Annotated in this window: 15 protein-coding genes; 8 read left to right on the top strand and 7 right to left on the bottom strand. The window is 64.7% G+C overall.

What is annotated here, in order from left to right:
• Positions 1-41: 41 nt before the first annotated feature.
• Positions 42-1,007, bottom strand: coding sequence for a TAXI family TRAP transporter solute-binding subunit (locus tag KVO92_RS12375; protein WP_217475941.1), 966 nt, complete (start codon positions 1,005-1,007; stop codon positions 42-44).
• Between the two features lie 370 nt (positions 1,008-1,377).
• Between KVO92_RS12375 and KVO92_RS12370 the strand changes: the two genes are divergently transcribed.
• Positions 1,378-3,279, top strand: a complete 1,902-nt coding sequence (locus tag KVO92_RS12370; RefSeq protein ID WP_254621423.1) for a sensor domain-containing diguanylate cyclase — start codon at positions 1,378-1,380, stop codon at positions 3,277-3,279.
• Position 3,280: 1 nt separating this feature from the next.
• Here KVO92_RS12370 and KVO92_RS12365 read toward each other — a convergent pair whose 3' ends face one another.
• On the bottom strand, positions 3,281-4,687 hold the full coding sequence (locus KVO92_RS12365; RefSeq protein WP_217475940.1) for a sensor histidine kinase N-terminal domain-containing protein: 1,407 nt from the start codon (positions 4,685-4,687) through the stop codon (positions 3,281-3,283).
• Positions 4,680-5,354: a response regulator gene (locus tag KVO92_RS12360; protein WP_217475939.1), complete on the bottom strand. Its 675-nt coding sequence runs from the start codon at positions 5,352-5,354 to the stop codon at positions 4,680-4,682. The genes KVO92_RS12365 and KVO92_RS12360 overlap by 8 nt, the downstream gene beginning before the upstream one ends.
• Before the next feature lie 179 nt (positions 5,355-5,533).
• Here KVO92_RS12360 and KVO92_RS12355 point away from each other — a divergent pair, with 179 nt between their 5' ends.
• From KVO92_RS12355 to KVO92_RS12335, 5 genes are read left to right on the top strand one after another with little or no spacing between them, the layout of a single operon-like run.
• Positions 5,534-6,796, top strand: a complete 1,263-nt coding sequence (locus KVO92_RS12355) for an OprD family porin (protein ID WP_217475938.1) — start codon at positions 5,534-5,536, stop codon at positions 6,794-6,796.
• Between the two features lie 33 nt (positions 6,797-6,829).
• Complete coding sequence (locus KVO92_RS12350; protein WP_217475937.1) at positions 6,830-7,804, top strand: Bug family tripartite tricarboxylate transporter substrate binding protein; 975 nt, start codon at positions 6,830-6,832, stop codon at positions 7,802-7,804.
• 60 nt (positions 7,805-7,864) lie between these two features.
• A complete protein-coding gene (locus KVO92_RS12345; RefSeq protein WP_217475936.1) occupies positions 7,865-8,308 on the top strand; it encodes a tripartite tricarboxylate transporter TctB family protein in 444 nt (147 codons plus the stop codon).
• Between the two features lie 2 nt (positions 8,309-8,310).
• Complete coding sequence (locus KVO92_RS12340; RefSeq protein ID WP_217475935.1) at positions 8,311-9,825, top strand: tripartite tricarboxylate transporter permease; 1,515 nt, start codon at positions 8,311-8,313, stop codon at positions 9,823-9,825.
• 1 nt (position 9,826) lies between these two features.
• Positions 9,827-10,849, top strand: a complete 1,023-nt coding sequence (locus KVO92_RS12335) for an AbrB family transcriptional regulator (protein WP_217475934.1) — start codon at positions 9,827-9,829, stop codon at positions 10,847-10,849.
• Between the two features lie 74 nt (positions 10,850-10,923).
• Here KVO92_RS12335 and KVO92_RS12330 read toward each other — a convergent pair whose 3' ends face one another.
• The 4 genes from KVO92_RS12330 to KVO92_RS12315 all read right to left on the bottom strand — a co-directional run bounded on the left by KVO92_RS12330 (position 10,924) and on the right by KVO92_RS12315 (position 13,723).
• A complete protein-coding gene (locus KVO92_RS12330; protein WP_217475933.1) occupies positions 10,924-12,153 on the bottom strand; it encodes a nucleoside recognition domain-containing protein in 1,230 nt (409 codons plus the stop codon).
• 463 nt (positions 12,154-12,616) lie between these two features.
• Positions 12,617-12,787 carry a DUF1328 domain-containing protein gene (locus KVO92_RS12325; protein WP_003282841.1) on the bottom strand — a complete coding sequence of 57 codons (171 nt, stop codon included), beginning with the start codon at positions 12,785-12,787 and terminating at the stop codon, positions 12,617-12,619.
• A 75-nt stretch (positions 12,788-12,862) separates the two neighbouring features.
• A complete protein-coding gene (locus KVO92_RS12320; protein ID WP_217475932.1) occupies positions 12,863-13,099 on the bottom strand; it encodes a hypothetical protein in 237 nt (78 codons plus the stop codon).
• A gap of 180 nt (positions 13,100-13,279) precedes the next feature.
• Positions 13,280-13,723, bottom strand: a complete 444-nt coding sequence (locus tag KVO92_RS12315) for a ferritin-like domain-containing protein (RefSeq protein WP_217475931.1) — start codon at positions 13,721-13,723, stop codon at positions 13,280-13,282.
• A gap of 305 nt (positions 13,724-14,028) precedes the next feature.
• Here KVO92_RS12315 and algB point away from each other — a divergent pair, with 305 nt between their 5' ends.
• Together algB and KVO92_RS12305 are read left to right on the top strand one after the other, a co-directional pair.
• Positions 14,029-15,375 carry a sigma-54-dependent response regulator transcription factor AlgB gene (gene algB / locus KVO92_RS12310; RefSeq protein WP_217475930.1) on the top strand — a complete coding sequence of 449 codons (1,347 nt, stop codon included), beginning with the start codon at positions 14,029-14,031 and terminating at the stop codon, positions 15,373-15,375.
• The gene (locus KVO92_RS12305; protein ID WP_217475929.1) at positions 15,372-17,165 is read left to right on the top strand and encodes a KinB sensor domain-containing domain; all 1,794 of its coding nucleotides are present in this window, start codon (positions 15,372-15,374) and stop codon (positions 17,163-17,165) included. The genes algB and KVO92_RS12305 overlap by 4 nt, the downstream gene beginning before the upstream one ends.
• Positions 17,166-17,186 lie beyond the last annotated feature (21 nt).

The raw sequence follows: 17,186 nt of genomic DNA, 5'->3' as shown, positions 1-17,186 counted from the left end.
ACGGCAGACGTGCCGCATCGGTGCAGCAAGCCTAGCGGCCGTTACATCCAGCCACGTTCCTTGTAGTAACGCTCGGCACCTTCATGCAAGGGTGCGGACAGACCGACCTTGATCATGTCTTCAGGCTTCAGATCCTTGAAGGCAGGGTGCAGACGCTGGAAGCGCTCGATGTTCTCGAACACCGATTTGACCAGCTTGTAGACCACGTCCGCATCCACCTTGGAGGTGGTCGACAGCACGGCTTTGCCGCCGATCGATTGAGTAGCGCTGTCGTTGCCCTTGTACATGCCACCCGGAATCTCGGCCTTGGTGTAGTAGCTCTTCTCGGACAACAGCTTGTCGATCTCCGGGCCGGAGATGGGCACCAGTACGGCGTCGACGGTGGTGGTGGCTTCCTGGATCGCACCGTTGGGGTGACCGACGAAGTAGGTCATCGCATCGATGTTGTTGTCGCCCAGGGCGCTGGCCTGCTCGGCCGGCTTGAGCTCGGCGGCGAGGGCGAAGACCGACTTGTCCCAACCCTTCTCGGCCATGATCTCCTCGAGGGTGTCACGCTGGCCGGAACCGGGGTTGCCGATGTTGACGCGCTTGCCTTTCAGGTCGTCCAGCCCCTTGATGTTGGCGTCGCGACGCGCCAGCACGGTGAAGACTTCGCTCTGCAGCGAGAACACCGCACGGATGTCGTCCATCGCGCCTTCGCTCTTGAACGGCTCCAGGCCTTTCATCGCCTTGTATTGATGGTCCGACTGCATGATGCCGAAATTGAACTCGCCGCTGCGCAGGCCATTGACGTTGGCCACACCGCCACCGCTGGCGGGCGCATTGCACTTCAGATCCTCGGCGTTACGGTTGACGAAACGGCAGATCGACTGACCAGCGACGTAGTAGACGCCCGTCTGGCCACCGGTGCCGATGGTCACGAATTGTTCTTGCGCCTGAGCCACACCGCCCAGCCCAGTTCCCGCCAAAGCGGCGGAAAATATCCATGCCAAGGATTTGCCTTTCATGGATTCACTCCTTATTGGTTGTTTTGGATTGTCTCGCGCGGCCTCGTGAGCATTGGCGAGAAGTTGGGAGTCTAGCAGGCCATCGGAATCGCGAGTCACGGCGGCTGCAATCACTTGCGAAAAAGCGCCTCTGGCCGGCCGCGTCAGTTGCCGCTTGCTATCTGACTCGCCCGTCAAGCGAGCGTTCCGGCTCATAGCATCCAGCACGCGCCGAGATGGCGTCATGATGGCGATCAACCGGCTCCCTCGCCGCCACGCCTGGCGCTGGCATCGCGGCGGTATTCACCGTATCGTTTTTGACGTCAGAAGCGCGACATTCTTACCAACGGCGCCCGCCGCGGGCGCCACTGAACTAAGTAGGGTTTAGCGAATGGGTTGCCAGCCTTGGTCGGTCGTTGTGTTGTTTTCGCTGCTGATGAGCGTTTGTGGACTGACCGCGGCGGAGGTCAAACCAACGCTGGCCACCCAAAGCATTCATGGCCTTCAAGTCGGCGCCATCGAATACCTGTCCGGGCACCCGGCGGCCGACTTCGACACCGTCCGTGGCGCGACCGGGGACTGGCAGCCCCTCGAGCGGCCCAACCTGCAGCGACAACCGGACGGCGCCTGGCTGCGCTTTGCCCTGCGCAATCCCTCCGCTCGGGCGGGCACCTGGTATTTCAGTCTCAAATGGCCGGTGCTGGATGACGTTCGGGTGCAGCTCTACTACCCGGAACGCGACCGCTGGGGCCCACCGATGCGAGCCGGCGATACCCTGCCGATGCGTGAGCGGCCACAGCCCGATCACAATTACGTGTTCCCGCTGCTCCTGCATGCCGAAGAAGGCGCAGTGGTTTACGTCCATGTGCAGTCGCGCGAGCTGATCGCGCTGCCCTTGGCGATTGCCGACGAAACCGGCTTTCTCGCCGGAAAGATCGCCGACGTCGCCATGATCAACCTGTTCTTCGGCGGCATGCTGGTGATCCTGCTCTACAACTGCAGCCTGTTCGTGTTTACCCGCGACCTCAGCTACCTGCTGTATGTCACCTATCTGCTCAGCGCGTTATTCTACGTGCTGACCATCACCGGCTTCGGCCAACTGTTTCTCTGGCCAGAGGCGCCGAAGTTCTCGCATCGCTTCTACGGCCTGTCGGCGGCGCTGTGTTTCTTCACGCCGCTGGTGTTCGCCAGTCGCTTCCTGGATATCCGCCGCTACGGTGGCTGGGTCTGGCAGGTCACCCTGCTGCTGATCACCTATTGGGCCACGGTGCTGCTGGCGATCCTGTTCGCACCGGCGCTGACGCGCTACCTGGCGATCGAAACGATGGCGCTGATCCACTGCGGCCTGACCATCGCGGTGACCGTCACGCTGTGGATCCGCGGCAATGCTTCGGCGCGCCGATTCACCATTGCCTGGGCGACGCTACTGGTCTTCACCGTCGCCCATCTGCTCGCCCTGGAGGGCGTACTGCCGCTGAATATCTGGACCCTCAACGGCCAGTTGATCGGCATGTTCGTCGAATTCGTGCTGCTGTCGATGGCGCTGGCCGAGCGCATCAACCATGAGCGTGAGCGCCGCATCGAGGCACAGCACAACGCGCTGCGGACGTCGGAGGCACTGGCCCAGGAGCGCGAGTCGCGCCTGCGGGCTCAGCAGGAAGCGCTGCAGCTGCAGATGCGCGCCAACGAGGTGCTGGAGCAGCGCGTATCCGAGCGCACCCGGGCGCTGGAAGACGCCAAGCGCGGCCTGGAAGCGGTCAATGCGCAGCTCAAGCGGATGAGCACCACCGACGCCCTGACCCAGCTGGCCAACCGTGGGCACTTCGATCTGACCCTCGACGAGGAAGTCCGGCGCGCGCAGCGCCTCGAGCAGCCACTGTCGGTGCTGCTGCTGGATATCGATCATTTCAAGCAGGTCAACGACACCTACGGGCACCCGTTCGGCGACGAGTGCCTGCGGCTGGTGGCCGCCACGCTCAAGCAGCGCGTACAGCGCGCCGGCGAGCTGGTGGCGCGCTATGGCGGGGAGGAGTTCGTCATCGCACTGCCCGGCATCGACAGCCACAAGGCCCAGCAACAGGCCGAGCGGATTCGCCAGGCGGTCGCCGAGTTGCATCCCAGCTATGGCGACCACCGGCTCGATCTGACCATCAGCATCGGCGTGGCCACGCTGCAACCGCCGATCGCCCATACGCCGGCGGAGCTACTTGCCGCTGCCGACGCAGCGCTCTACCGCGCCAAGCGCAACGGCCGCAACCAGGTGGTGGTCACGGCGCCGGGCCAGCCGCTCTGATTCAATCGGTGCTTGGCGGGAAGCGCAGCCTGACCAGCAGGCCGCCCAGGTCGCCCTGACCCAGTTCGATGGTCGCACGGTGAGCCCGGCTGATCTCCCCGACGATGGCCAACCCGAGGCCGGCGCCCTGCCCTTGTTGTTGCACACGGTAGAAACGAGCGAAGACCTTCTCGCGTTCCTGCGGCGCAATGCCGGGACCATCATCCTCGACCTCCAGCACGCCCTCCTCGCGCACGCGCAGCACCACGTTGCCGCCGCTCGGTGTATGCGCCAGGGCGTTGTCGAGCAGATTGTTCAGCAGCTCGCTCAGCAAGGTCGGCTCGCCCTGAATCCAGACCGGCTGGTCCGCTTCCAGGGCAAGCGCCACGCCGCGCTTGTGGGCCAGCGCCGCCATCGCCAGCCCCAGCTCACGGGCCAGCCGGCTCAGATCGAGTCGCTGCGCGCCGCCCTCGGCGATTGCCTGCGCGCCGCTTTCGATGCGCGCCAGCGACAGCAGCTGGTTGGCCAGATGAATGACCCGGTCGGTATGCGCCCCGGCCTCCTCCAGCGTTTCCTGCCAGCGTTGCGGCTGTTGCTCCCGCAGGCCCAGCTCGATGCGCGCCTTGAGCGCAGCCAGCGGCGTGCGCAGCTCGTGCGCGGCATCGGCGATGAACTGTGCCTGGCGCTCGAACTGGCCTCGCAGGCGTTCGGTGAAATGATTGAGCGCGGCCACCAATGGCCGCAGCTCCTGCTGGACGGTGACCAGCGGCAACGGGCGCAGGTCGTCCGGCTGGCGCAGTTCCACCGCCTCGCTGAGCTTGCCCAGCGGCCGCAGCGCCGCGCTGACCGCCAGCCAGACCAGCAGCAGCGCGGTGATCGCCAGCAACCCCACCCGCCAGAGCGTATCGGTCAGCAGACTGCGCGCCATGCGCTCGCGGGCGCCCAGGGTTTCGGCAACGCGGATTTCGGCGATGCCGTTGAGCTCCGGCTCGCTGACCGGCTGCAGCAGACTGACCAGGCGCACGCCCTCGCCGCGGAACTGGCCGTCGTAGAACCGCGCCAGCGCCGGGTAATCATCGGTGCGAGGCACGCCCGCGCCCGGCGCTGGCAGGTCTTCATAGCCGCTGATCAGCCGGCCTGCGGTGTCCAGCACCTGGTAGTAGATGCGCCCGGCACTGTCGTAGGCGAAGGTGTCGAGCGCCACATAGGGGACATTCGCACGCAGCTTGCCGTCGCTGGCCACCAGCCCCTCGGCGATGGCTCGGGCCGAAGCCAGCAGGGTGCGGTCGTAGGCGGAGTCGGCGGCCGCACGCCCGTTCCAGTACGCGCTCCAACCGCTGAGGACCAGCAGCAGCGCCAGCAGTATCGCCAGGCGGCGCAGCAGTCCGGTGCGCAGACTGCCGGCGCGCAGCGGCGCCGCGTCAGGCATCGGCGGCGGCCTCCAGCATATAGCCCAGGCCGCGGAAGGTCACGATGCGCACGGCACTGCCCTCGAGTTTCTTGCGCAGGCGATGGATGTAGATCTCGATGGCATCGGCACTGGCGTCCTCGTCCAGACCGAACACCTGCGCCGCCAGCTGGTCCTTGCTCATGACCCGCCCGGGCCGGGCAATCAGCGCTTCCAGCACCGCCTGCTCGCGCGACGTCAGGGTCAGGGGTTGCCTGTCGAGGCTGAATCGCCGGGCATCCAGGTCGTACACCAATGCGCCGCAGCTCTGCTGGCGTTCGCCGCCCGCCACGCTGCGCCGTAGCAACGCCTTGACCCGCGCTTCGAGTTCGGACAGCTCGAACGGCTTGGCCAGGTAGTCATCCGCGCCAAGGTTGAGCCCATGGACGCGGTCGGTCACCTCACCGCGCGCGGTGAGCATCAGCACCGGCAGCGTCTTGCCGCGCTCGCGCAGGCGCGCCAGCACCTGAAAGCCGTCCAGCCGCGGCAGCCCGACATCGAGAATCGCCAGTGCGTAATCCTCGGTGGCCAGCGCCAGGTCCGCCGCCACGCCGTCATTGAGCAGATCCAGCGTCCAGCCGGCTGCCCGCAGCGCCTGCGCCACGCTTTCAGCCAGCTGGGGGTGATCCTCGACCAGAAGTATCCGCATTGCCTGTCCTCTGCCACTCACGGAGCGGGGCGCCAGTGTAGCGGCAAGGCACGCCGCACGCTGCTCTCACCCCTGAAAGCCTGGCGAAAGTTTCGCCGCCTAGGATCGCCATCAGGTGGCTCGATCCACCAGGTGCGGCACAACGCCGCTACAACAAGAACAATAGTGGAGATACAAGGATGCTGACTGCCGTCAGAACCAACCCCGCACAGGCTCGTCTCGCCCTCGCCGTAGCAGCCGCCTCGTTGGCACCGCTGGCCCAGGCTGATTTCATCGAAGACAGCCACGCGACCCTGCAAACCCAGAACATCTACCTCAATCGCGACTTTCGCGAAGGCACCGGCCAATCGAAACGCGAAGAATGGTCGCAGGGCTTTCTGCTCAACATCGAATCGGGCTTTACCGAAGGCACCGTCGGCTTCGGCCTCGATGCCATGGGCATGCTGGGGATCAAGCTCGACTCGGGCGGCGGTCGCACCGGCACCGACCTGCTTCCGGTGCACGACGACGGCAGCACGCCGGACGAATTCAGCCGCCTCGGGCTGACGGCCAAGGCGAAGATCTCCGAGACCGAACTGCGCTACGGCAGCCATATGCCGGAAACCCCGGTGGTCAAGGCCAGCGACAGCCGCACGCTGCCACAGCTGTTCGAAGGCGCCACGCTCACCTCGCGCGACATCGATGGCCTGACCCTCATCGGCGGGCGCTTCGACCAGGTCATCGACCGGGCCTCGACGAACTCGCAAGACCTGCAGCTGAACAACAAGAACAAGCGCTTCGCCAGCGCCGCCGAAGCCGATTTCCTCGCCTTTGCAGGCGCCGAGTACGACTTCAATGAGCAGGTCACCGGCACCTACTACACCGCCGAGCTGGACGACATCTACCGTCAGCATTTCTTCAACCTCAAGGCCGTGCAGCCCCTCGGCGAAGGCTCGGCGCTGTCGGCCGACCTGCGCCTGATGATCAGCGACGACACCGGCGCGGCGAATGGCGGCAAGATCGACAACCAGGCCTGGAACGGCGTGGTCGGCTACTCGCTGGGCGGCCACAAGATCAGCCTGGCGTATCAGCAGATGCGCGGCGACACCGGCTACGCCTACATCGATGGCGGCGACCCCTACCTGGTCAACTTCGTCCAGATCAATGACTTCGCCAACGCCGACGAGCGCTCCTGGCAAGCGCGTTACGACTACAACTTCGCCTCCATCGGCATCCCTGGCCTAACCTTCCTTACACGCTACGTGTCTGGCGACAACGCCGAATACAGCGGCGGCAGCAATGGCAGCGAGTGGGAACGCGACGTCGAACTCAAGTACGTGGTGCAGAGCGGTCCGCTGAAGAATGTCGCGGTGCGTATGCGCAACGCCATGTTCCGCTCCGACTTCGCCCGTGACGCCGATGAAAACCGCCTGATCGTCAGCTACAGCCTGCCCATCTGGTAACGCCGTCCACAATAAGAAAACAGAGGAAACATCATGAAGAACGCAATTCGTCGTTTCGCCCTGCTCTCGACCTGCCTGGTGCTCTCGAGCCAGTTGCTGGCCGAACCCAAACGCCCCGAATGCATCGCCCCGGCCAAGCCCGGCGGCGGCTTCGACCTGACCTGCAAGCTGGCCCAGAGCGGCCTGAAAGATTCCGGCCTGCTCAAGGCGCCGATGCGCGTGACCTACATGCCGGGCGGTGTCGGTGCGGTCGCCTACAACGCGGTGGTCGCCCAGCGCGCTGACGACCCCTCGACCATCACTGCCTTCTCCAGCGGCTCGCTGCTGAACCTGGCCCAGGGCAAGTTCGGCCGTTACGACGAGACGGCGGTGCGCTGGCTGGCCGGCATCGGCACCGACTACGGCGCCATCTCGGTACGCGCCGACGCGCCCTACCAGAACCTCGACGAGCTGATCGCCGCGGTGAAGAAGGACCCCAGCAGCGTGGTGTTCGGCGCCGGCGCGACCATCGGCGGGCAGGACTGGATGCAGACCGCACTGATCGCCCGCGCCGCTGGCGTGGATCCGAAGAAGCTGCGCTACGTGGCCTTCGAAGGCGGCGGCGAGACCCTTACCGCCATGCTCGGCGGCCATGTACAGGTCACCAGCAGCGGCCTGGGTGAAGTCGCGCCACAGCTCGAGGCCGGCAAGATCCGCATCCTCGCCGTGCTCTCCGACGACCGCCTGCCGGGCAAGCTTCACGACATCCCGACCGCCAAGGAACAGGGGTACGACATCAGCTGGCCGGTGATCCGCGGCTTCTACATGGGCCCGGAGGTCAGCGACGAGGACTTCAACTGGTGGAAGACCCAGTTCGACACCCTGCTGGCCGACGAGGACTTCGCCAAGCTGCGCGAGCAGCGTGACCTGTTCCCGCTGTCGATGACCGGCGACGAGCTCACCGCGTTCGTCAACAAGCAGGTCGCCGACTACAAGGCACTCGCCACCGAGTTCGGTCTGGTCAAGTAACACCCTGCGGGCCGCGGGTTCCGGATGGGACCCAGGCCCGCTCCGCTCGAGGTAACCACCATGTACGTTCGTGTTTTTGCTGCGGCCTGGCTGCTCGCCTGCGCCGGCCTTGCGCTGCTCGCCTGGGGCTTCGAGGCGCCGTTCGCCTACGACCCGGTCGGCCCGCGTGCCTACCCGCTGCTGTTGTTGTTTCTGATGGCCTGCGGCGCGCTCTGGCTGCTCTGCAAACCACACGGCGACCCTACGCCGCCGTTCGATTGGGCGAAGGCCCGGCGAGCGGTCCTGTGCGTGCTGGTCCTGCTGGCCTACGCCCTGCTGTTCGAGCCGCTCGGCTTCGTCATTACCACGGCGCTGGCCGCGTTTGCCCTGGGGCTGCTGTTCAACGGCCGCCTATGGCCCAGCCTGCTCAGCGGTGTGCTGATGGGCGCGCTGCTCTACGGCCTGTTCGACCTGTTGCTTGATGTGCCGCTGCCACTCGGCGTGCTGCGCTTGCTGGAGAGCTGAAAATGGAAACCTTGAATTTCTTGATGCAGGGCTTCGACGTCGCCACACGGCCGACGAACCTGCTGGTGGCGCTGTTCGGCGCCTTCGTCGGCACCATCGTCGGCCTGCTGCCCGGCCTGGGCCCGATCAATGGCGTAGCGCTGTTGCTGCCGCTGGCCTTCGCCCTCGGCCTGCCGCCGGAAACGGCACTGATTCTGCTGGCGGCCGTCTACCTCGGCTGCGAGTACGGCGGACGCATCTCGGCGATCCTGCTCAACGTCCCCGGCGATGCCGCGGCCGTGATGACCACCCTCGACGGCTACCCGCTGGCGCGCCAGGGCAAGGCGGGCATCGCCCTGTCGCTGTCGGCGGTCAGCTCGTTCATTGGCAGCATCATCGCCACCTGCGGCGTGGTGTTGTTCGCCCCGTTGCTGGCGAAATGGGCCGTGGCCTTCGGTCCGGCCGAATACTTCGTGCTGATGATCTTCGCCATCGCCTGCCTTGGCGGCATGGTCGGCGACAAGCCGGTGAAGACGCTGATGGCCGCCCTGATCGGCCTGGGCCTGGCCACGGTCGGCGTCGACGCGACCACCGGCGTCTACCGCTTCACCTTCGGCAGCGTGAGCCTGTCGGACGGCATCCAGTTCGTCATCGTGGTGATCGGCTTCTTCAGCGTCAGTGAAGTGCTGCTGATGCTGGAAAAGACCCACAGTGGGCAAAAAGCGGTCAAGGCCAGCGGCCGTCTGCTGTTCAACTTCAAAGAGTTCTGCATGACCTTCTGGACCATGGTGCGCAGCGCCCTGGCCGGCTTCGTCATCGGTACCCTGCCAGGGGCCGGCGCCACCATCGCCAGCGCCATGACCTACATGAGCGAGAAGCGCATGGCGGGTGACAGCGGCAAGTTCGGCGAGGGTGACCTGCGCGGCCTGGCCGCACCGGAAGCCGCCAACAACGCCTCGGCCTGCGGCTCGCTGATCCCGATGCTGACGCTTGGCGTTCCCGGCTCTGGTACCACTGCGGTGATGATCGGCGCGCTGACGCTGTACAACATCACCCCCGGTCCGCTGCTGTTCGAACAGCAACCCGACGTGGTCTGGGGCCTGATCGCCTCGCTGTTCATCGGCAACGTGATCCTGCTGGTGATGAACATCCCGCTGGTCGGCCTGTTCTCCAAGATGCTCAGCGTGCCCAACTGGGTCCTGGTGCCGGCGATCACGGCGATCAGCCTGGTCGGCGTCTACTCAGTGCACAGCACCACCTTCGACCTGGTGCTGATGGTCGGGCTCGGTGTCTTCGGCTATCTGCTGCGCAAGCTGGAGTTTCCGCTGTCATCGCTGATTCTCGGCTTCGTGCTCGGCGAGATGATGGAAGACAACCTGCGCCGCGCGCTGTCGATCTCCGCGGGCGATCTGGGCATCCTCTGGGGCAGCCCGATCACGCTGGTGCTCTGGGCGCTGGCCGCGCTGATGCTGGCCCTGCCGGGCCTGCGCTGGTGGCGTCAGCGCCGCCGCGCCACGCTGAACGAAGCGCAGGCCTGATATGCCACGCCAGCTGCCAGGATGGTGGGCGACGCCGCTGATCGGCGCGCTCGGCGGCTGGCTGGCAAGCCTGGCGAACTGGCCGCTGCCCTGGATGGTCGGTTCGCTGCTGGCGGTGATTGCCGTGCGCTGCAGCGGCTGGCTGGTCAAGGAAGTGCCCCGCGGCCGCCAGACCGGCCAGTGGTTGATCGCCAGCGCCATCGGCCTGCATTTCACCAGTGAGGTGATGGAGCAGGTGTTGAGCCACTTCGGCGTGATCCTCGCCGGCGCCCTCTGTACCCTGCTGCTGAGCCTGATCGGCATCTTCATTCTGTTGCGCAGTGGCAGCGATCGCGCCACGGCGTTCTTCGCCAGCATGCCCGGCGGTGCCAGCGAAATGGTCAATCTGGCCAGCCGCCACGATGCACAGCCGGCCATGGTCGCCGCGGCGCACAGCATGCGCCTGCTGCTGGTGGTGCTGATCATCCCGGCCCTGTTCACCTGGAGTCTGCCACCGGTCGACGCCCCGCCTCCGGCACCGGTCAGCTGGCCCTGGCTGGCCGTGCTGCTACCGGCCGGCGGGCTGCTGGCGCTGGTCTGGAAGCGACTGGACCAGCCCAATCCCTGGATGCTCGGCCCCTTGACGGTCTGCGCCGCCGCCAGCGCGTTGTTCGACCTGCATCTGGGCATGCCGCCAGGCGTCGGCCAGTTCGGCCAATGGCTGATCGGTTGCTCGCTGGGCTGTCACTTCGATCGGCCGTTTTTCCGCAGCGCTCCGCGATTCATGCTGCGAATCCTGCTGTTCACCCTGCTGGCGATGCTCGCCGCGGCTGGACTGGCCAAGATGCTGGGCTGGGCGGCGACACTGAACCAGACCTCGCTGATGCTGGGGATGATGCCGGGTGGAATCACCGAGCTGTGCCTGACGGCCGAGGCGCTGCAACTGTCGGTTGCCCTGGTCACTGCGCTGCAGGTGTTGCGATTGTTCCTGGTCATGTTCCTGGCCGAGCCGATATTCCGGCTCTGGCAACGGACCACGTCTTAACCCGCCGATTGGCGGGTTCTTTTTTCAAGCATCCCGCCGAGCCAAGGCGCTGCGCTGAACCCTTGCCGGCCGACTCAGCCGAAGAACCAGTAGCACACCAGGATCGCCGCCAGGATACCGGCGAAATCCGCCGCGAGCGCGCAGCCCACCGCATGCCGGGCACGCTGGATGCCGACCGCCCCGAAGTAGACCGCCAGCACGTAGAACGTCGTCTCGGTGCTGCCCTGCACCGTCGCAGCCACCAGCGCGGGAAAGCTGTCGACACCTTGGCTCTGCATGGTCTCGATCAGCAGCGCCCGCGCCGCGCTGCCGGAGAATGGCTTGACCAGCGCGGTGGGCAAGGCGTCGACGAAACGGCTGTCCCAACCCAGCGCCTCGACCAGCCAGCGAATGCCGTCCAGCCCGAAATCCAGGGCGCCGGAGGCGCGCAGCACACCGATCGCACAGAGCATGGCGATCAGATAGGGCAGCAGGCTCTTGGCCACGTCGAAGCCCTCCTGCGCCCCTTCGACGAAGCTTTCATAGACTGGCACCTTGCGCAGCGCACCCACGACGATGAAGGTGATGATCAGGCCGAACAGGGTCAGGTTGCCCAGCAGCGACGACAAGGACGCCAGCGCGGTGGCCGACAGCCCGGCGAGCACAGCCATGAAGCCGCCGAGCAGCAGCGCGCCGGGTACGAAATAGGCCAGCACCACCGGATCCCAGATGCGCAGCCGTTGCACCAGCGCCACCGCCAGCAGGCCGGCCAACGAGGACGCGGACGTGGCGAGCAGGATCGGCAGGAACACCAGCGTCGGGTCCTGGGCGCCCTGCTGGACGCGGTACATGAAGATCGACACCGGCAGCAGCGTCAGCGATGAGGTGTTGAGCACGAGGAAGAGGATCTGCGCGTTGCTGGCCACCGCCTTGTTGGGATTGAGCTCCTGCAAGGCCCGCATGGCACGCAGGCCGATGGGCGTGGCGGCGTTGTCCAGGCCCAGGCCGTTGGCAGCGAAGTTCAGGGTGATCAGCCCCAGGGCCGGATGACCAGGCGGCACCTCCGGCATCAGGCGGCGGAACAGCGGGCCTAACAGACGCGCCAGCAGCTCGATCAGACCGGCTTTTTCGGCGATGCGCAGAAAGCCCAGCCAGAGCGTCAGGGTGCCGAACAGCACGATCATGATTTCCACGGCCAGCTTGGCCATGGCGAACAGGCTTTCCACCAGCGCCGCGAATACCGCCGCATCGCCGCCGAGCAGCCAGCGCCCCAGGGCAGCCACCGCAGCGACCAGAAAAAAGCCCAGCCAGAGGCCGTTGAGCATGTGATTCTCCAACGAGTGACTGCGCGCGATGATAGCGGTGCAGCAGGAGAACAGCCATGAAACGGCGAGAAGCGCTCACGCAACGGACGAGCACGACGAAGCCGCACGCGAGCCATCGGCACGGCGCGGAACGAAATGGCCTTCGGAGTTTTTAGGTCGACGTCCCCGGCCGGGGACGTCGCACACCAGAATCACAAGCCAAAGGTGGCAGCGCCACCTTTGGTTGCCTTCGCCGAACCTGGTCCTTGAAGGAGGTACTCCTTGTACCCCTAGGTCGCTCCCCTGTAACAGAGCGTCCCGACCCCTTGGTTCTCCCGCGATGCGCGGGCTGATGGGAAGTCGCCAATGACTGCCCAATTCTGCTGCGAGCCTTCGCTACGTTCTGCGAAGCCTCATGAATATCGGCATCCGGCCCGTGTCGCCTCCTTGGGTTGCCGCCGCCCTCGCGGGCGGCGTTATAGCGTCAAACGCGCGGACCGCGGCCACGACCGAAAATCAGCGAGGCAACGAACAGCACCAGGAACACCACGAACAGGATCTTGGCGATGCCTGTTGCGGTACCAGCAATACCACCGAAGCCCAATACCGCAGCGATGATGGCAATGATCAGGAACGTAATAGCCCAACTCAGCATGGTGTTACTCCTCTTCGGTTCAGGACATCTTCAGCGGGACCGATACCAGCCACCTATCAGTCGCGGATTCACGGCTTAGAAAACCCAGCGCTGCTCCGATCGCTCCTGCACGTAATCAATCGTCTTCGGGGCAGGGCCGGTCTGCACGATCCCTACTGGTTGAGCGTCATACATATGGATTCGTTCCGCTGCTTCATGCTGCGCCTGGCTGAGCGGTTGCGACATCGGCCGCTCCGCGCCAACGATCAGAGTGACCACAGCGGCAGTAAGGAAACCTTTGCTAACCAGTGAGAAGCGTGCTTGACGATTCATCCTCAACTCCTTCTAAGCGTGCGGCGCATATCGTTCTTGAGGGATACATTGCAGGCCGCATGCCAGCCTTGCTTAATAATTTTTTCCTTCAAAAACAACAACTTATGAGCCATAACTTTCGGGGTGTCAGTTTATATTGCACGATGCCCATACGTCGCACCGGGCGATTTGCACGACGGACTAATCCTTGCGCTTGGCCGCGCCATGATTGAGCGCATGGATACGCTCATGGCAGGCCCGCAGCTTGGGCAACTCGATCGCAAGCAGCGCCCTGACATCGGGCTCGGCGGTCTTCACCGCATCTTCGAACGCGGCGAGAATCCGTTCCTCGGTCTGGTCAAGCTGATCGATGTAAACCGCATCTGCGTGGCCGAGCCGTGCCTTGGCGTCGGCGTACATCTCGCGCAGCTTGCCGGCCGCGGTACCGCCGCCGGCCGGTCGCTCATGATGCGCGGCGACTTTCACCGAAAGGGCCTGGATGACGTGGGTCTTGGCCTGGGCCATATCTCGAAACAGATGCTGCAGCTCGACGTCCTTCACCACATCGAGCGCATGCTGATAGAAGTGCTGACCGTCTCGGGTAATTTCGATCAGCTCGTTGAGTTGGTTCATGGTCTGGTTCATGGGTCCTCCGGTACGGCTGCGATGCGCTCGGCTGACAGCCGATCTAGCGCGTTCGCGGTCATCGCCGCAAGCCACGTGCCAGCCCTCAAGGATCAGAAATTGCTTTTATAATCAGCGTCTTAAATTGCCGTTTCGGCTAGGGGAAGATTGCAGGGTGCAGGAAATGGCCATGGTCACCGTGCAACTTGCAAGACTTTCCGTAGACTAAAGCAGTCGCCAACCTGACTCGGCATGCCGAACTGCCGGGGTTCGACCCGTCTTTATTCGAACCGTCGCCAACACAGCCTTTACCTGATGGAGCATTCATGGACCAAACGACCGACGCTGGTGGCCGCATTCTCCTGGTGGATGACGAGGCCGCGATCCTGCGTACTTTTCGTTATTGCCTCGAAGATCGCGGCTATACGGTGGTAACGGCTGCCAGCGCCTCTCAGGCTGAAGCGATACTGCAACGCCAGGTTTTCGACCTGTGCTTTCTCGACCTGCGTCTGGGCGAAGACAACGGTCTCGACGTCCTGCAGCAGATGCGTGTGCTGGCGCCCTGGATGCGCGTGGTGATCGTGACCGCGCATTCGGCGGTCGACACCGCGGTGGACGCCATGCAGGCCGGCGCCGCGGACTATCTGGTCAAGCCGTGCAGCCCGGAGCAGTTGCGGTTGTCGGCGGCCAAGCAACTGGAAGTCCGGCAGATGGCCGCGCGCCTGGAGGCCCTGGAAGGCGAGGTGCAGAAGCGCAGCGACGCGCTCGGCTCCTATAGCCCGGCGATGATGAACGTGCTGGAAACCGCCCGGCAGGTGGCCGACACCGATGCCAACATCCTCATCCTCGGCGAGTCCGGTACGGGCAAGGGCGAGTTGGCGCGGGCCATTCACAACTGGAGCCGACGGGCGAAGAAGGCCTTCATCACCATCAACTGTCCGTCGCTGTCGGCTGACCTGATGGAAAGCGAGCTGTTCGGACACAACCGCGGCGCCTTCACCGGCGCCACGGAAAGCACCCTCGGCCGCGTCAACCAGGCCGATGGCGGGACGCTCTTTCTCGACGAGATCGGCGACTTCCCCCTGGCCTTGCAGCCGAAGCTGCTGAGATTCATCCAGGACAAGGAGTACGAGCGCGTCGGCGACCCCGTCACACGCCGGGCCGATGTCCGGATCCTTGCTGCCACCAATTTGAACCTCGAGGAAATGGTGCGCGAAGGCCGTTTTCGCGAGGATCTGCTGTACCGCCTGAACGTCATCACGCTGAACCTGCCACCGATGCGCGAGCGCCCCGAAGACGTCGTGGCCCTCGCCGAGCGTTTCCTGGCCTTCTTCGTCAAGAGCTACGGCCGCCCCGCGCGAGGCTTCAGCGACGCGGCGGTCTCGGCGCTGCGCTCCTATCGCTGGCCTGGCAACGTACGAGAGCTGCGTAACGTGGTCGAGCGCGCCAGCATCATCTGCCCACAGGCGATGATCGAGGTCAGTCACCTCGGCCTGGCCGATCAGAACATCAACAACGCCCCGCGCATCGGTGAAGCGCTCAGCCTGGAAGAGCTGGAAAAAGCACACATTTCAGGTGTTCTGAGCACCAGCGACACCCTCGAACAGGCCGCGCGAATTCTCGGCATCGACGCCTCGACGCTGTACCGAAAACGCAAGCAATACGGCCTATGAAACTCCAGATGAAGCTGAGAACCCGACTTTTTCTGGGCTTCTCGGCGCTGATGACGGTAGCGCTGCTGGGGCTGCTACTGGCACTCGTCAGCGTCGTGCAAATGGCCAAGAGCCAGGAAAAGCTCATCCGCGAGAACTTCGGCGTCATCGAGGTCAATCAGCAACTGCGGCAGTCGTTAAGCAACCATCTGTTGCTGCTGGTGCGCGGCCAGCGCGACGATGCCGCGCTGGCCGACGCCCGCAGCAGCTTTCAGGCGGCGCTGGCCCAAGGCCTGTCGCAGGCGGCGCGTCCCGATGACCGCCATGCCTATCAGGCCATCGGCGAGGCCTATGCGCGCTTCACCGACGAGCTGGACGCGCCGTCCGACCCTCAATGGTCGCGGTCGCTGCTCGAAGACAACGCGCTCAGCCAGGCCTTCAACCATGTGCGCGAGCTGATGGTCGACATGCAGCAAAACGCCTATGACCAGATCCGCGACACCGAGACACGCAGCCGGGAACGGGCGCAATTGCTCGCCGGACTGCTCGGTTTGACCGGCATGGCGGTACTGCTGATCGGTTTCATTACCGCGCACAGCTTCGCCCGCCGCTTCGGCGACCCCATCGAGCAGCTGTCCAGCGTGGCCGACCAGATTGGCCGCGGTGACTTCAACATCAACCTGCCCGCCTCCCCGATCGCCGAACTGTCGTCCCTGATTCGGCGTTTCGGCCTGATGGCGCAAGCCCTGCACGACTTCAAACAGACCAACGTCGAGGCGCTAGTCAATGGCCAGCAACGCTTGCAGGCGCTGCTGGACAGCATCGACGACGGCCTGCTGATCATCGACCGCCAGGGCCGACTGGAGCACGCCAACCCGGTCGCGCAACGGCAACTGGCCTGGGAAAGCGAGCACCTGGGCTCGACGCTCGGGCAGGCGCTCGGCTATCCGGAGCTGGACGAAGCTGCCCGCCAGGTGCTGGATGACAAGCCGCTGTCCGGCCCGCCCGAGGACCTGGTGATCGAGGCTGACGGTGAGCGTCGGCTGCTGTCGTGGCGCATGAGCCCGGTCAATCATCACGATGGACGCATCAGTGGCGCGGTCATGGTGCTCCACGATGTCACCGACCAGCGGACTTTCGAACGCGTACGCAACGAATTCGTGCTGCGGGCCTCGCACGAGCTGCGCACCCCCGTGACCGGCATGCAGATGGCGTTCAGCCTGCTCCGGGAGCGGACGCATTACCCGGAAAACAGCCGCGAAGCCGATCTGTTCAGTACCGTTTACGAGGAAATGCAGCGTCTGGTCACCCTGATCAACGACCTGCTGAACTTCTCGCGCTACCAGAGCGGCCAACAGAAGCTCGAACGAGAGCCCTGCGATCCGGCCGAACTGCTGGAACAGGCACGCCAGCGCTTCCAGCCCATCGCCGCGCAGAGCGACATCGACATCAAGCTGGAATTGCAGCCGCCGCTACCCAGCCTGCTGCTCGACCGGCAGCAGATGGAGCGGATGCTCGACAACCTGCTCAGCAACGCGCTGCGCCATACGCCCGATGGCGGCGAGATCCGTTTGCTGGCGCGGCATCATGGCGAACGCGTGATCTTGAGCGTCGAAGACAACGGCGAAGGCATTCCCTACAGCCAGCAGGCGCGCATTTTCGAACCCTTCGTGCAGATCGGTCGCCGCCGAGGTGGGGCCGGACTGGGCCTGGCCTTATGCAAGGAGATTGCGCAGCTGCATGGTGGTCGTATCGGCGTGCATTCGCGAATCGGTCACGGCACCATCTTCTATATCGCCCTGCCGATTTGAGCCTGCGGGGCCAGAAGAACA

The organism is Stutzerimonas stutzeri, from assembly GCF_019090095.1.
Taxonomy (GTDB): domain Bacteria; phylum Pseudomonadota; class Gammaproteobacteria; order Pseudomonadales; family Pseudomonadaceae; genus Stutzerimonas; species Stutzerimonas stutzeri_AN.
The sequence above is the reverse complement of the archived record's forward strand: the minus strand, read 5'-3'. Positions and strand labels throughout refer to the sequence as shown.

Coding starts and splice junctions, on each gene's coding strand:
- KVO92_RS12375 (WP_217475941.1), bottom strand. CDS start 1,007: ATGAAAGGCAAATCCTTGGCATGGATATTTTCCGCCGCTTTGGCGGGA.
- KVO92_RS12370 (WP_254621423.1), top strand. CDS start 1,378: ATGGGTTGCCAGCCTTGGTCGGTCGTTGTGTTGTTTTCGCTGCTGATG.
- KVO92_RS12365 (WP_217475940.1), bottom strand. CDS start 4,687: ATGCCTGACGCGGCGCCGCTGCGCGCCGGCAGTCTGCGCACCGGACTG.
- KVO92_RS12360 (WP_217475939.1), bottom strand. CDS start 5,354: ATGCGGATACTTCTGGTCGAGGATCACCCCCAGCTGGCTGAAAGCGTG.
- KVO92_RS12355 (WP_217475938.1), top strand. CDS start 5,534: ATGCTGACTGCCGTCAGAACCAACCCCGCACAGGCTCGTCTCGCCCTC.
- KVO92_RS12350 (WP_217475937.1), top strand. CDS start 6,830: ATGAAGAACGCAATTCGTCGTTTCGCCCTGCTCTCGACCTGCCTGGTG.
- KVO92_RS12345 (WP_217475936.1), top strand. CDS start 7,865: ATGTACGTTCGTGTTTTTGCTGCGGCCTGGCTGCTCGCCTGCGCCGGC.
- KVO92_RS12340 (WP_217475935.1), top strand. CDS start 8,311: ATGGAAACCTTGAATTTCTTGATGCAGGGCTTCGACGTCGCCACACGG.
- KVO92_RS12335 (WP_217475934.1), top strand. CDS start 9,827: ATGCCACGCCAGCTGCCAGGATGGTGGGCGACGCCGCTGATCGGCGCG.
- KVO92_RS12330 (WP_217475933.1), bottom strand. CDS start 12,153: ATGCTCAACGGCCTCTGGCTGGGCTTTTTTCTGGTCGCTGCGGTGGCT.
- KVO92_RS12325 (WP_003282841.1), bottom strand. CDS start 12,787: ATGCTGAGTTGGGCTATTACGTTCCTGATCATTGCCATCATCGCTGCG.
- KVO92_RS12320 (WP_217475932.1), bottom strand. CDS start 13,099: ATGAATCGTCAAGCACGCTTCTCACTGGTTAGCAAAGGTTTCCTTACT.
- KVO92_RS12315 (WP_217475931.1), bottom strand. CDS start 13,723: ATGAACCAGACCATGAACCAACTCAACGAGCTGATCGAAATTACCCGA.
- algB (WP_217475930.1), top strand. CDS start 14,029: ATGGACCAAACGACCGACGCTGGTGGCCGCATTCTCCTGGTGGATGAC.
- KVO92_RS12305 (WP_217475929.1), top strand. CDS start 15,372: ATGAAACTCCAGATGAAGCTGAGAACCCGACTTTTTCTGGGCTTCTCG.